General features: G+C 74.6%; 14 protein-coding genes. 12 read left to right on the top strand and 2 right to left on the bottom strand.

Annotated elements, in window-relative coordinates; translation table 11 throughout:
* Window positions 1-12 precede the first annotated feature (12 nt).
* Both BJ983_RS26625 and BJ983_RS26630 read left to right on the top strand, forming a co-directional pair.
* Window positions 13-732 (top strand): DUF742 domain-containing protein, encoded by a 720-nt coding sequence (locus BJ983_RS26625; protein ID WP_343054363.1) that lies wholly within the window; start codon window positions 13-15, stop codon window positions 730-732.
* On the top strand, window positions 713-1303 hold the full coding sequence (locus tag BJ983_RS26630; protein WP_018332373.1) for a GTP-binding protein: 591 nt from the start codon (window positions 713-715) through the stop codon (window positions 1301-1303). Before BJ983_RS26625 ends, BJ983_RS26630 begins: the two co-directional genes overlap by 20 nt.
* Window positions 1304-1461: 158 nt before the next feature.
* Here the strand turns inward: BJ983_RS26630 and BJ983_RS26635 are convergent, their stop codons facing one another.
* Complete coding sequence (locus BJ983_RS26635) at window positions 1462-3774, bottom strand: helicase-associated domain-containing protein (RefSeq protein WP_179796579.1); 2313 nt, start codon at window positions 3772-3774, stop codon at window positions 1462-1464.
* Window positions 3775-3876: 102 nt separating this feature from the next.
* On the opposite strand from BJ983_RS26635, the gene BJ983_RS26640 reads away from it, so the two are divergent.
* The 6 genes from BJ983_RS26640 to BJ983_RS26665 are packed head-to-tail and all read left to right on the top strand — an operon-like array spanning window position 3877 to window position 7587.
* Window positions 3877-4083, top strand: a complete 207-nt coding sequence (locus BJ983_RS26640) for a hypothetical protein (RefSeq protein WP_179796580.1) — start codon at window positions 3877-3879, stop codon at window positions 4081-4083.
* The gene (locus BJ983_RS26645; RefSeq protein ID WP_179796581.1) at window positions 4083-4679 is read left to right on the top strand and encodes a nucleotidyltransferase family protein; all 597 of its coding nucleotides are present in this window, start codon (window positions 4083-4085) and stop codon (window positions 4677-4679) included. Before BJ983_RS26640 ends, BJ983_RS26645 begins: the two co-directional genes overlap by 1 nt.
* 3 nt (window positions 4680-4682) lie before the next feature.
* The gene (locus BJ983_RS26650; protein ID WP_179796582.1) at window positions 4683-6140 is read left to right on the top strand and encodes a malic enzyme-like NAD(P)-binding protein; all 1458 of its coding nucleotides are present in this window, start codon (window positions 4683-4685) and stop codon (window positions 6138-6140) included.
* Window positions 6137-6661 (top strand): cyclic pyranopterin monophosphate synthase MoaC, encoded by a 525-nt coding sequence (gene moaC / locus BJ983_RS26655; protein WP_343054364.1) that lies wholly within the window; start codon window positions 6137-6139, stop codon window positions 6659-6661. Before BJ983_RS26650 ends, moaC begins: the two co-directional genes overlap by 4 nt.
* Complete coding sequence (locus tag BJ983_RS26660; RefSeq protein WP_179796583.1) at window positions 6662-7147, top strand: MogA/MoaB family molybdenum cofactor biosynthesis protein; 486 nt, start codon at window positions 6662-6664, stop codon at window positions 7145-7147.
* A complete protein-coding gene (locus tag BJ983_RS26665; RefSeq protein ID WP_179796584.1) occupies window positions 7144-7587 on the top strand; it encodes a molybdenum cofactor biosynthesis protein MoaE in 444 nt (147 codons plus the stop codon). Before BJ983_RS26660 ends, BJ983_RS26665 begins: the two co-directional genes overlap by 4 nt.
* A 225-nt stretch (window positions 7588-7812) precedes the next feature.
* Here the strand turns inward: BJ983_RS26665 and BJ983_RS31915 are convergent, their stop codons facing one another.
* A complete protein-coding gene (locus tag BJ983_RS31915; protein ID WP_179796585.1) occupies window positions 7813-8457 on the bottom strand; it encodes a LysM peptidoglycan-binding domain-containing protein in 645 nt (214 codons plus the stop codon).
* A 491-nt stretch (window positions 8458-8948) separates the two neighbouring features.
* Here BJ983_RS31915 and BJ983_RS26675 point away from each other — a divergent pair, with 491 nt between their 5' ends.
* From BJ983_RS26675 to BJ983_RS26690, 4 genes are all read left to right on the top strand, one after another.
* Complete coding sequence (locus BJ983_RS26675) at window positions 8949-9845, top strand: AAA family ATPase (protein WP_179796586.1); 897 nt, start codon at window positions 8949-8951, stop codon at window positions 9843-9845.
* A 25-nt stretch (window positions 9846-9870) separates the two neighbouring features.
* Complete coding sequence (locus BJ983_RS26680; RefSeq protein WP_218890487.1) at window positions 9871-11091, top strand: vWA domain-containing protein; 1221 nt, start codon at window positions 9871-9873, stop codon at window positions 11089-11091.
* Window positions 11084-12244, top strand: coding sequence for an XdhC family protein (locus BJ983_RS26685; RefSeq protein WP_179796587.1), 1161 nt, complete (start codon window positions 11084-11086; stop codon window positions 12242-12244). Before BJ983_RS26680 ends, BJ983_RS26685 begins: the two co-directional genes overlap by 8 nt.
* 69 nt (window positions 12245-12313) lie before the next feature.
* A complete protein-coding gene (locus BJ983_RS26690) occupies window positions 12314-13672 on the top strand; it encodes an iron-containing alcohol dehydrogenase (protein ID WP_343054365.1) in 1359 nt (452 codons plus the stop codon).
* Window positions 13673-13677: the final 5 nt, after the last annotated feature.

Here is a 13677-nt window from a genome sequence, read left to right on the forward strand (position 1 = left end):
AGGTGAGCGGCGGTGAGTGAGGACGACTCGTACGCCGAGGTCCTCAACGGGATCACCGGGGGCGGGGTGCGCCGGTCCGGGGAGCGTCGCGGGTTGTTCCGGCGCCGCCGCAAGGACGACGCCGCCGACCTCGCCGAGCAGTCCGACCAGGAGGCGGCCCGGCGGCTCGACGCTGAGGACGTCGGCGGCGCCCACCGTGGCCCACCCGCGGGTCCGCCACCCGGCCCCCCGGGCGGCTACCGACCGGGACCGGGGCCTCGGCCCGGTCCGCTGTTCCCGAACGGTGACCCGGCCCTCCCGCCGACCACGCCCGGGGGCATCCAGGTCCCGGGCCGCCACGAGTTCGTGGCCCCCGACTACCCGGACGGCCCGCGGGGCGGCGACGAACCGCCCGAGGCCTCGTTCGTCCGGCCCTACGCATGGACCCGCGGCCGGACCCGCCCGGCCTACGACCTCGCCGTCGAGACGCTGCTGTCGACGACGGCCCAGGGGCGCGACCCGGCCCAGGTCGTCCAGTACGAGCACCGCATGATCGCCGACCTCTGTGCCGAGCCCAAGTCGGTCGCGGAGGTCGCGGCGTTGCTCCGGCTGCCCCTCGGGGTGGCCCGGGTGCTGCTCGGCGACATGGCCGCGCACGGATCGATCGTGGTGCACGAGACCGCCTCGTCGACGGGGGAGAACCCGGACATGGCGTTGATGGAAAGGGTGCTGAGTGGACTACGACGGCTCTGACGAGGCGGTCCCGACGACCACGTCGGCCAAGATCGTCGTCGCCGGGGGGTTCGGGGTCGGCAAGACGACCTTCGTCGGCTCGGTCTCGGAGATCGACCCGCTGACCACCGAGGCGGTCATGACCGACGCCAGCGCCGGCGTCGACGACCTCACGGCGGTGCCGAACAAGCGCACCACCACCGTGGCGATGGACTTCGGCCGCGTCACCCTCGACGCCGACCTGATCCTGTACCTGTTCGGCACGCCCGGGCAGGACCGGTTCTGGTTCATGTGGGACGACCTCGTGCGCGGCGCCATCGGCGCGGTCGTGCTGGTCGACACCCGCCGCCTCGCCGACTGCTTCGCGGCGGTCGACTTCTTCGAGGACCGGAACCTGCCCTACGTGCTGGGCGTGAACCTCTTCGACGGGGTGCTGACCCACTCGCTGGAGGACGTCGCCGAGGCGCTCGCCATCGATCCGTCGGTGCCGGTGGTCACCGTCGACGCCCGGGACCGGGAGTCGACGAAGGAGACGCTGATCGCGCTCGTGGAGCACGCCATGCAGGTGTGGGCGGTCGGCGCCCGCGCCTGACCCCTCCGCCGACCGAGCGAGCGGCACGTTCGCGCACATCGCTGCTGCGAACGTGCCGCTCGCTCGCGGCGGACGGCCCGGCCCTGGCCGAGCGAACGGCACTCTCACGCACCTCGATGCTGCGAACGTGCCGCTCGCTCGTGGCGGCGGGGTCGGGCTCAGTTCTCGGTCAGCACACTGACCGAGGTGATGCGGTGCAGCGCGAACGACACCGCCGAGCCGGGGCCGGTGTCCTCCGCCTCGACCGCGGCGTCGGTGCCCTCCAGCAGCCCACCGCCGACCCGCAGCGGGCGGACCACACGCTGGGACGCGGTTCCGGCGGCGTCGACGTAGCCGATCCACACGGTCCGCCCGGTCCGGGCGGCGTCGGCGAGCACCGCCACCGTCGCCGACGCGGTCTGCCGGGTCGAGCCGGGGACGGTCGCCGACCCGCGGGCGGCGGTCGCGGCCCGGTCGCCCGCCCGCAGCTGGGCGACCAGCGCCGCGATCTGGTCGTCGGAGAGCCAGGGCGACCCGGTGCCGGAGCGGTCGGGCCGTCGGGGGGCGGTGCGACGGCCACGCGGCCGCAGGTCGAGCACCCCGCCGTCGGCGTCCTCCGCGACGGGGGAGAGCCCGGCGGCCCGCAGCGCGTCGAGCACCTCGGCGAGCGGGGAGGTCGAGATGACGACGGTCGGGGCCAGCCGCCGCAGCCCCAGCGCCTCCGCCGTCGGGAGGGCCATGACCTCGACGAGGAGGGCTTCGTCCTCGGAGCGCAGGAACGACGCGGCCGACCCGCCGCGCAGGCGGCCGTGGCGGCGAGCGACGTCGTCGACGAGGTAGGTGAGGCCCTGCGGCACCGGGGTCGCGGACCGCTCCGAGAACAGCGCGTGCACGTCGGCGGCGGTCCAGCCGAGGTCGAGGGCCCGCCGGATCGACCCCTCGCTGATCCGGTAGACCGTGGCGCCGCCGGCCGACTCGACATCGGCGAGCCGGTCCATCGCCGCCGCCAGGTCCGGCTCGAGCCGACCCGGGGCGACCGCCGTGAGGTCGGCCTGCAGCAGGATGTGGCCCACCGGCGCGGGCATGGCGGGTCGCAGCGCGGCCGCGGCGGCGGCGTCCGGGTCGTCGTCGGGGCGACGGGGGACGCGCAGCAGCTCCCGACCCGCCGTCGTGATGGCGTCCAGGGCCACGACGCCGAGCGCGGTCGCCTCGCGGACGGTGGCGCGGACCAGCTCGTCGCGCTGCCGTCCGCCGCGCCGCGGGGCGCGCCAGGCCAGCGACTCCACCAGCGCGTCGACCGAGACCGGCCCGGCCCCGTCGTCGAACTCGGCGAGCCGCGCGAGCACGCGGCGGCGGACCTGGGCGGCCCACGGGCGCCGCACCTCGTCGGAGAGCGGCCCGACCAGCTTGTCCATCGAGTCCCGCTGCCCGATCGACGACGGCTGGCGGGGCATCTCCAGCCACGCGCGGGCGAGTGCCACCCACTGCGTCTCGGGGGGCGAGGCGAGCCACCGGTCGGCCGTGGTGGTCGGGCACCAGACGGCGTCGGCGTCCTCGCTCACGGCGAGGAGCGACGCGGCGGCGAGGGTCTCGACGACGAGGCCCGCGGCGGTCTCGTCGACGTCGAGCGTCTTCGCGAGCCGGCGCAGGTCCCGCACCCCGAGCCCGCCGGAGCGCAGGACGGCGGGCGGGGCGGCCGACCAGGCGGCGAGGACGCCCTCGGCCCGCCGTACCGTCTCGAGGGCCTCGCCCGCGGCGGTCGCGTCGATCGTGGCCGGGTCCTGCACGCGGGGGGCGGGCATCGGGTCGGCGGCCACGAGCGGGCCGAGCGGGCGGTCACCGCGCAACCCGAGCCCGGCCTCGCGGGTCAGTTCGACGGTGTCGTCGTCGATGCGGCGCAGGATGCCGTCGGCGAGCAGCCGGGCGACGGGGTTGTCGTCCCCCTCCTTCGCGCGGCTGCGCCCGACGGGGCCGTCGCGGTCGAGGGCGACGACGACGGCCCGCTGGTCGTCGGGCAGGCCCGCCATGACCGACGCCGGGTCCTTCTCGTGCAGCACCGACGGCGACGGCGCGGGCCGGCCGAGCCCGGCCGGGTAGCGCCGGGCGGTGTCGCGCAGGGCGGGCACCGCGCGGACGCGGACCGGGCCACCCCCGTCGTCGGGAACGTCCCAGACCAGCGCGAGCACCCGCAGCCGGTCGAGCGCCGCGCGGCCGCGCTCCGGGGGGACGTCGGCACCGAGGAGGCCTAGGACGTCCGCGGGGTCGGCGGGGGACTGGTCGGCCTCGGCGACGAGCAGGGCGTCGACGAGTGCGAGGTGCAGTTCGTCGAGGTCCTCGCAGGCCCGCCCGACCGACGTGCGGACGCCGGCGCGGGTGGCGACCACCCCGGTGTCGGCGGGCGCGGGCAGGGCCAGGTCGGGCCGCGCCCGCAGCAGCGCGCCCAGCGTCTCGTCGTCCTGGGCACGCAGGTGCTCGAGGAGGGTCCTGGCCATCCCTACCAGGCTAATCGGTCGTGATCGCGGAGGCGGTCCGGTCGGTGGGTCGGGCCGGGATGCGGCAGACTGGAGACCCACGGAGCGACCAGGGAGGAACCGGTGGCAGCGCAGAGCGACGGTGAGCAGACTTCGAAGGCCGCCCAGCCCCGGCAGGACCCGGGCTGGCCGCAGGTCGACGGCGGACACCCCATCACCGAGCTGATGGCGCCCACGCAGGGCGCCGCCTCCCCGTTCGGTGAGATCGAGTTCCCGCTCCCGGCAGACCAGCTCGGCTACGAGCACCCCGTGACGGAGATCAATCGCTGATGACGGTCGCCGGCCTCCTGCTCGCGGCGGGGGCCGGCCGCCGGATGGGCACACCGAAGGCGCTCGTCGAACTCGGCGGTGAGCCGCTGGTGGCCCGGGCACTGCGCGCTCTTCAGGACGCCGGGTGCACCCCGCGGGTCGTGGTGGTCGGCGCGGACGCCGACCGTGCCGCCGCGGCCGCGCGCGACGCGGACCCGGAGGCCCTCGTCGTGACGGCGTCCGCCTGGGAGCAGGGTATGGGGGAGTCGCTGCGAACTGGGCTCGCGGCGCTGCCCGACGTCGACGCCGTCCTGGTCCTGCTCGTGGACACCCCCGGGATCGGACCGGTCGCGCTCGCCCGGGTGGCCGCCGCGGCGACCCCCGGGGACATCGTCCGTGGCGCCTACGACGGCCGTCCGGGCCATCCGGTGGTGTTCGGACGGGACCATCTGGCCGCGGTCGCGGCCGCCGCGCACGACGATGTCGGCGCGCGGGGCTACCTTGCCGGGCGGGACGACGTGCGGGCCGTGGAGGTCGGTGACGTCGCCACCCGAGACGACGTCGACACCCCGGCCGACCTGGCCCGGGTGTCATCGGACCGAGCGCAGGAGGGCTGAACCGTGGCGGTCCCCGGACCCGGCTATGCCATCACCGCGAGGGTGGAGGCGCCGCCGAGCGCCACCGCGGCGGGTGACCTCGCGGTCGCCGTCGGGCGGGTCGGCGGTGTGATGACGGCGTTCGACGTCGTCGAGTCGCGCCCCGACTCCATCATCGTCGACATCAGCTGCAACGCCCTCTCCGAGCGGCACGCTGAGGAGATCACCGACGCCCTCGGCACGCTCGACGGCGTCCGGGTGCGCAACGTGTCCGACCGGACGTTCCTCGTGCACCTCGGCGGCAAGATCGAGGTGACCGCGAAGGTCGGCCTGCGCACCCGCGAGGACCTCTCCCGGGCCTACACGCCGGGCGTCGCGCGGGTCTGTCAGGCGATCGCCGCCCGCCCCGAGGCCGCACGGAGCCTGACCATCAAGCGCAACACCGTGGCGGTGGTGACCGACGGCTCGGCGGTGCTGGGGCTGGGCAACCTCGGTGCTGCCGCCGCGATGCCGGTCATGGAGGGCAAGGCCGCCCTGTTCAAGCGCTTCGCCGGGGTCGACGCGTGGCCGGTGTGCCTCGACACGCAGGACACCGAGGAGATCATCCGGACCGTCGAGATCCTCGCGCCGGCCTACGGCGGGATCAACCTCGAGGACATCGCCGCGCCCGCGTGCTTCGAGATCGAGGCCCGCCTCCGCGAGACGCTGGACATCCCCGTCTTCCACGACGACCAGCACGGCACCGCCGTCGTCGTGCTCGGGGCGCTGCGCAACGCGCTGCGGGTGGTGGGCAAGCGCGCGGAGGACTGCCGCATCGTGATCTGCGGGGTCGGCGCCGCCGGCTCGGCGATCATCCGGCTGCTGCTGCCGCTGCAGCCCGCCGACCTGCTCGCCGTCGACGTCGACGGGATCATCCACGAGGGCCGGCCCGGGCTGCACCCGTCGCTGGAGTGGGTGGCCGAGCGGACCAACGCCGAGAACCGCACCGGCGACGTGCACGACGCGCTGCCCGGCGCCGACGTGTTCATCGGGGTGTCGGCGCCCAACCTGCTGCACGCCGACGACGTGAAGGGGATGGCCGACGACGCGATCGTCTTCGCGCTCGCCAACCCCGACCCGGAGATCGACCCGGGCATCGCGCAGCACTACGCCGCCGTCGTGGCGACGGGGCGCTCGGACTACCCGAACCAGATCAACAACGTGCTCGCGTTCCCCGGCATCTTCCGAGGTCTGCTGGACGCGCAGGCCCGCACCATCACCGACGCGATGCTCCTCGCCGCCTCGGCCGCCATCGCCGACGTCGTCGCAGAGCCGAACCCGCTGTTCATCGTGCCGAGCGTGTTCGACTCGACGGTGTCGCCGGCCGTGGCCTCCGCGGTGCGCAAGGTGAGCGAGGCGCGCGGCTCCGAGCTGGCCTCGGTGCAGGCGGCCCTCGACGCGGGGGCGGAGTCCGCCGAGGGCGTCACGAAGGAGGAGACGTGAGCGCGGCGCAGGGAGACGCGGCGCCGCGGAGCTCGACCGCCGGGCGGGGACTGACGCACGTCGACGAGACCGGCGCCGCGCGCATGGTCGACGTCGGCGACAAGGAGGTCACCCGGCGGGTGGCCACGGCGAGCGGGGTGCTGCGCACCACCGACGAGGTGTGCGCCGCCCTGCGCGACGGCACGGTGCCCAAGGGCGACGCCCTGGCCACCGCCCGGATCGCCGGGATCATGGGCGCCAAGCGCACCCCCGACCTCATCCCGCTGTGCCACCCGATCCCGCTCGCCGGCGTCACGGTGGACCTCGAGGTGGGCGACGCCGAGGTGTGGATCACGGCGACCGCGCGGAGCGCCGACCGCACCGGGGTGGAGATGGAGGCGTTGACCGCGGTGTCGGTCGCGGGCCTCGCGCTGCACGACATGGTCAAGGCGCTCGACCCGGCCGCGACCATGGACGGGGTGCGGCTCGAGCGCAAGGAAGGTGGACGCTCCGGCGTCTGGACGAGGCCGGAGGGACGCTAGATGGCGGAGCCGTTGCGACGGGCACGGGTGATCACGGCGTCGAACCGGGCGTCGGCGGGGGTGTACTCCGACCGCGGTGGGCCGGTGATCGTCGACTGGCTGCGCGAGCGCGGCTGGACCGCCGACGACCCGCAGGTGGTTCCCGACGGCGAGCCGGTGGCGGAGGCGCTGCGGGCGGCGGTCGCGGAGCGCGTGCAGCTCGTCCTGACGACGGGTGGCACCGGCATCTCGCCGACCGACGGCACTCCGGAGGCCACCCGGTCCGTGCTGGACTACGAGGTGCCCGGGATCGCCGACGCGGTGCGCGCGGCCGGGGCCTCGACGGTGCCGACCAGCATGCTGTCCCGCGGGGTCGCCGGCGTCGCGGGGCGCACACTGGTGGTGAACCTGCCCGGCTCGCCGGGCGGGGTGCGCGACGGACTGTCGGTGCTCGAGCCGGTGCTCGAGCACGCCGTCGACCAGATCCAGGGAGGGGACCACCAGTGAGTGCACCGACGGAGCGGGCCACCGTGCTGCGGGCGGCCGTGGGCGAGGAGCCGCTCGACGTCGCCGAGCACGCCGCGCTGGTGGACGGGCCGCGCAGCGGTGCGGTGGTGACGTTCTCGGGGGTCGTGCGCGACCACGACCACGGCCGCTCGGTCCGGGCGCTCGACTACGAGGGACACCCGTCGGCGGGCTCCGTGGTGGAGAAGGTGGCGGCCGAGATCGCCGGGCGCTTCGAGGGCGTCACCGCGATCGCCGTGTCGCACCGGGTCGGTCCGCTCGCGATCGGGGACGTCGCCCTGGCGTGTGCCGTGGCCGCCGAGCACCGGCGCGAGGCGTTCGACGCCTGCAGCGACCTGGTCGACGAGGTGAAGCGGCAGCTGCCGGTGTGGAAGCGCCAGGAGTTCGCGGACGGCTCCGAAGAGTGGGTCAACTGCCCGTAGCCGCGAGGGTGACGTGGGGCAGCTTTTCGGGCTGCCCCGCCTGCCTGGTGTGCACCTCGCGGTGGGGCGGCCGGGAGGGCCCGCCGCGAGGGTGACGTGAGGCAGCTTCTGGGGCCGCCCGACCTGCCTGGTGTGCACCTCGGGAACGGGCCGACCGACCCTCGACGCGCGCCGACCCCCGTCGGCGCTCGGGGCGCCGGCGGGGGTCGAGGCGGTGCGGCGGGATCAGCTCAGGGCGAGCTGCTGCCCGACGGAGATGGCGTCGGGGTTCGTGATGCCGTTGCGCTGCGCGACCTGCTGCCAGTTCACGCCGTGGGCGGCGGCGATCGAGCTCAGGGTGTCGCCGGAGACGACGGTGTAGCCACCGGCGGGGGCGACGGCCGAGGGAGCCGGGGCCTTGATGGCCTCGGTCTCGCTGCTCTGCTTCTTCGACGACCCGGAGGAGCCCGACGACGAGGACTTCGACGAGGACTTCGACGAGGACTTCGACGACGAACCGCTGTTGGCGCTGTTCGAGGTGTTGCCGGTCTTCTTGGAGCAGGTCGGCCAGGCGTTCATGCCCTGCGCGGCCTTGACGCGCTCGGCGACCTGGATCTGCTCCTCGCGGCTGGCGTTGTGGGCGCTGCCCGACCCGCCGAACGCCTTCCAGGTGGACGGCGTGAACTGCAGGCCGCCGGAGAACCCGTTGCCGGTGTTCGTCGACCAGTTACCGCTGCTCTCGCACTTGGCGAGGGCATCCCAGTCCGTGTCGGCGGAGGCGGTGCCGGCCGTGAGCGCGAGCGGGGTCGCCGCGAGCGCACCGACCAGCGTCAGCTGGGCAGCCTTCCGGATGAGGACGTGCGCCAGCGAGGACTCGGAATTACGAAGCATGACCTCTCGTCGCACCGCGTCCCACGACACAGTCGGCCGGGAGATGACTCTCCCCAACGGATCGACGACCGGTTCCACGCGGTCTCACCGGGGGTACGCCCCGTGGGGCGCACCATGCCTCTGCTCGCTCGGCCCGTCCGGTCCGCACCTCTCGTATCGGGTCACCCGGGGCCGCTGGACGGGCGTCGGACGCGGCGACCTCGGGGCTGGTCGATGGCCGCGTCGAGCACGGCCGAGACGGAACGGTACGGAGCACGCGCGCTCTTTCAACCACCTCTCAGAAACACCAAGATCACCCTATTGGGGCCTTGCCACGACCCATCGTCACCGTCGTTGCAGGTCAACCCTCGTTTCCAGCACGTTCGTGCAGGTGTTACACGCCTGTGACTTATGAAGGTGGTGTCACGGGCGTCACGGCCACGTCGGGCCGGTTTGCGGCGTGTGCCACAGCAACCTGAGCGTGATCCGGTCGTGTAGGGAACGATGGGGACGTGACCGCCGCCTCCGAATTCGACCGGCCCGATGCCGTCGCCGCCGCCCTCGAACGCACCGGATACCTCGCCGACCCGGGCCTCGCGTCCGCGGCGTTCCTCGCCATGCGCATGGGGCGGCCGCTGTTCTGCGAGGGGGAGCCGGGCACCGGCAAGACGGCGCTCGCGCAGGCGCTGGCGCAGGTGCTCGACGCGCCGCTCGTGCGGCTGCAGTGCCACGAGGGCATCGACGCGGCGCAGGCCCTCTACGACTGGGACTTCCCGCGGCAGCTCCTGCACCTGCGCACGATGGAGGCCGCCGCCACCGCCTCCGGTGACGCGCTGGACGCCGACGCGGTCGAGGCCTCGCTCTACGACCGGCGCTTCCTGCTCGCCCGGCCCGTGCTCGAGGCCCTCCAGACGACGCCGAGCGTGCTGCTCATCGACGAGGTCGACCGGGCCGACGACGAGTTCGAGGCCTTCCTGCTCGAGGTGCTCGCCGAGAACTCGGTGACGATCCCCGAGATCGGGGTCGTGCGGGCCGAGACGCCGCCGCTCGTCGTCCTGACCTCCAACCGCACCCGCGAGGTGCACGACGCGCTCAAGCGCCGCTGTCTGTACCTGTGGCTCGAGCACCCCGATCTCGCCCGCGAGGTCGCGATCCTCAAGTCCCGGATGCCGCAGCTCTCCGACGAGCTGGCCCAGCAGGTGGCGCAGGCCGTGCACCGCCTGCGCGGCCTGGACCTGCTCAAGCCGCCCGGCGTCGCGGAGTCGTTGGACTGGGCCGCGGCGCTCGAGCTCATCGGCGCGCGGCATCTCGACCTCGAGTCGGCGACGACCACGCTCGGCGCGGTGCTGAAGTACCGGGAGGACGCCGACCGCGCCCGCGACGCGCTGGACGCCCTGCTCGCCTCATGACCACCTCGGGCGAGCGGAGCGAACCATGACCGCGGCCGACCGGGGCGGGAGCACCGACGGCCCGGCACCCCGGGCGCACGCCGGGGCCGTCCTGGCGGGCGGGATCATCGACGCCCTGGCGGCGCCGCCCGACGAGGACGCCGTGCTGCGCGATTTCGTCGCCTTCACGCGCCTGTTGCGCAACGCCGGGGTGCCCGTCACCTCCGACCGCACTGCGACCTACCTGCGCGCGCTGCGCGAGATCGACCTCGCCAGCGAGGTGGCGACCTACTGGGCGGGGCGGCTGACGCTCTGCGGCGATCCCGACGACGTCGCGCGCTACGACCACGCCTTCTTCGCCTGGTTCTCCTCCGACCCGCGCGAGCAGCGGATGGGGCGGCCGGCCCCGCCGAAGCCGCGCGCGGCGACGATCGCGGCGCTCACCCCGCCGCCGGGGCAGGGGCAGGGCGACGAGAACGACGACACCCCCGAGCTCAAGGTGGCCGCCTCCGGGGAGGAGGTGCTGCGCGACCGCGACATCGCGGACCTGACGATCAGCGAGCGCGAGCACATCCGCCGCATGCTCGCCCTGCTCACCCCGACGCCGCCGCGTCGTCGGGCCCGCCGTCGCCGACCGAATTCCCGCGGCGAGCCGGACCCCCGGCGCACGCTGCGCGCGACGCTGCGCCACGCGGGCGAGATTCCGGGACTGTCGCGGAAGAACCGTCGCGAGCGGCCGCGCCGCGTCGTGATCCTGCTCGACGTGTCGGGCTCGATGGCCCCGTACGCCGACGCGCTGCTGCGGTTCGCGCACGTCCTCACCCGCCGGACCCCGCAGGCCGTCGAGACCTTCACCCTCGGCACCCGGTTGACCCGCGTGACGCGGGAGCTCCGCCAGCGCGACCCCGAACGCGCCCTGCGCGACGCGGGCAACACCATCCCGGACTGGTCCGGCGGCACCCGGCTCGGCGAGGTGCTGGCGGCGTTCCTCGATCGCTGGGGACAGCGTGGGGTGGCCCGGCGGGCCGTCGTCGTGATCTTCTCCGACGGCTGGGAGCGGGGCGGGACGGAACTGCTCGGCGAGCAGATGGAGCGCCTGGCCCGGTTGGCCCACGCGGTGGTGTGGGTGAACCCGCACGCCGGCAAGCGCGGGTACGAGCCGGTCCAGGGGGGAATCGCCGCGGCCCTCCCGCACGTTGACCGGTTGCTGGCCGGACACTCGCTGGCCACGTTGCAGGAGCTCACGGAGGTGCTCGCCGATGCGTGACGTGCTGGGAACCCTCGAGGGATGGTGGTCGGAGGGCCGGTCGGCGGCGCTCGCGACCGTCGTCGGGACCTTCCGGTCCGCGCCCCGCCAGCCCGGGGCCTCGATGCTGGTCGGACCCACCGGCGAGGCCGTCGGCAGCGTGTCCGGCGGGTGCGTGGAGGGCGCGGTCTACGAGCTCGGCTCCGACGTGCTGCGCGGGGAGGACCCCACGCTGCAGCGCTACGGGGTCTCCGACGACGATGCCTTCGCGGTCGGGCTGACCTGCGGCGGCATCCTCGACGTGTTCGTCGAGCAGGTCGACCGCGAGACCTACCCGCAGCTCGGCGAGATCGCCGCGGCCGTCCGCGAGCACCGCCCGGTGGCCACCGCGACCATCGTCTCCGGGCCCGGTGTCGGGCGCCGCCTCGTGGTGTGGCCCGACCGCACCGAGGGATCGCTCGGCAGCCCGCGGCTCGACGACGCCGTCCGCGACGACACCCGGGGGCTGCTCGCCGCCGGGCGCACCACCCTCGTGACCTACGGGACCGACGGCGAGCGCCGCGGCGAGGGGCTCGGGGTGTTCGTCGAGTCGTTCGCCCCGCCGCCCCGGCTCATCGTGTTCGGCGCCATCGACTTCGCCGCCGCGGTCGCGCGCATGGGCACCTTCCTCGGCATGCGGGTCACGGTGTGCGACGCGCGCCCGGTGTTCGCCACCTCGAGCCGCTTCCCCGAGGCCCACGAGGTCATCGTGGAGTGGCCGCACCGCTACCTCGCGGCGGAGGCGGAGGCGGGCCGGGTCGACGGCCGCACCGCCCTCGCCGTGCTCACCCACGACCCGAAGTTCGACGTCCCGCTGCTCGAGGTGGCCCTGCGGCTGCCCGAGATCGGCTACATCGGGGCGATGGGGTCGCGCCGCACCCACCACGACCGCCTGGAGCGGCTCCGCGAGGCCGGGGTCACCGACGCCGAGCTCGGGCGGATGTCCAGCCCGATCGGGCTCGACCTCGGCGCGCGCACCCCGGAGGAGACCGCGGTGTCGATCGCCGCGGAGATGATCGCCCACCAGTGGGGCGGGGACGGCACGCCGCTCTCCGACCGCCAGGGCCCGATCCACGGCGACTCGAACGTCGAACCCGGCATCCAGGCGTCCGAACTGGCGACGGGCGCTCGCTGACCGGAACTACCTGCGGGTAACCGGCATGATCCCTTCCGAGGCTGCCCAACCCCGTCGTCCGTCTGTAACGTGGACTACACCGAGCAGCCGAACCAACGGTGGGGAGGGGGCAGCGTGGTCCTCGTCGACTCCGTGACCCGTGCGGGCGAATCGCTGGTGGTGAGCCGGCGCAGGGTGGCGGCGGAGACCCCGACGGGGCCCGCTCCCACGCCACGTGACGCCGCCACCGGGCGCGGTCACCTGCAGTCGGGGCCGGAGACGCCGCGCCTCGCCAAGTTCCACGTCCCGGAGATCGTGTTCGGGTCGGGCTCGCTCTCCGAGGCCGCCCACGCGGCGGCGCGCCTCGGCGCGCGCCGCCCGCTGCTCGTCACCGACGAGGGCCTGCTCGCGGCTGGCTGGCCGCAGCAGCTCAGCCGCCACCTGCACGACGCCGGGATGCGGCCGGCGGTGTGGAGCGGGGTCACGCCCAACCCCAAGGACCACGAGATCGCCGCCGGGCACGAGTGCTATCGCGCCGAGCGGTGCGACGTGCTCGTGGCCGTGGGCGGCGGATCGGTGATCGACGCCGCGAAGGGCATCGCCCTGCTCGCGGGCAACGGGGGCGTGATCACCGACTTCGAGGGCGTCGACCGCATGGTCAACCCCATCCCGCCGATGGTGATGGTGCCCGCCACCTCCGGGACCGGGGCCGACGTCAGCCAGTTCTGCATCGTCACCGACACCCTGCGGAACACCAAGATCACGATCCTCGGCCGGGCGCTTGTGCCCGACGTCTCGGTGGTCGACCCGCAGCTGCTCACGACGATGCCCGACTGGCTGAACGCCGCGACCGGGCTCGACGCGCTCACCCACGGCATCGAGGCCTACGTGTCGCGGGCGCACAACCCGCTGACCGACCACCACGCGCTGCAGGCGATCTCGCTGGTCGGCGGGCACCTCGAGCGCACGATGGACCATCCGCTCGAGCAGGAGTCGCGGGTCTTCATGGCCCAGGCCGCGCTCGAGGCGGGCCTCGCCTTCACCAACGCGATCCTCGGCGCGGCGCACGCGATGAGCCACCAGGTCGGCGGCCTGCTCGACCTGCCCCACGGCGTGATCAACGGGATCCTGCTGCCGCACGTCGTGCGGTTCAACGCGGAGCCCGATCCGGCCCGCTTCGTGCCGATCGCCCAGGCCCTCGGCTTCGCCGAGGTCAGCGGCGGCCGCTGCTCGGACGCGATGGCGGAGGACGCGGCCGAGTGGGCGGCGGAGGAGGTCCGGCGGCTGGCCGACGAGCTCGGCGTCCCGAAGGGGCTGGCCGAGATCGGGGTGACCGAGGACGACGTCGCGCAGCTCGCGACGATGACGATGGCGGACGCCTGCCTGTCGACCAATCCCCGGGAAGCCACGCGGGACGACATCGAGGCGCTGTTCCGGCAGGCCCTGTAGCCGCA

The sequence above is a fragment of the Actinomycetospora corticicola genome, assembly GCF_013409505.1.
Classification (GTDB): domain Bacteria; phylum Actinomycetota; class Actinomycetes; order Mycobacteriales; family Pseudonocardiaceae; genus Actinomycetospora; species Actinomycetospora corticicola.

Bases quoted from the DNA above. Each gene is read 5' to 3' on its own strand.
- BJ983_RS26635 (WP_179796579.1), bottom strand. From the start codon at position 3,774: ATGGCCAGGACCCTCCTCGAGCACCTGCGTGCCCAGGACGACGAGACG.
- BJ983_RS26645 (WP_179796581.1), top strand. From the start codon at position 4,083: ATGACGGTCGCCGGCCTCCTGCTCGCGGCGGGGGCCGGCCGCCGGATG.
- BJ983_RS26660 (WP_179796583.1), top strand. From the start codon at position 6,662: ATGGCGGAGCCGTTGCGACGGGCACGGGTGATCACGGCGTCGAACCGG.
- BJ983_RS31915 (WP_179796585.1), bottom strand. From the start codon at position 8,457: ATGCTTCGTAATTCCGAGTCCTCGCTGGCGCACGTCCTCATCCGGAAG.
- BJ983_RS26680 (WP_218890487.1), top strand. From the start codon at position 9,871: ATGACCGCGGCCGACCGGGGCGGGAGCACCGACGGCCCGGCACCCCGG.
- BJ983_RS26685 (WP_179796587.1), top strand. From the start codon at position 11,084: ATGCGTGACGTGCTGGGAACCCTCGAGGGATGGTGGTCGGAGGGCCGG.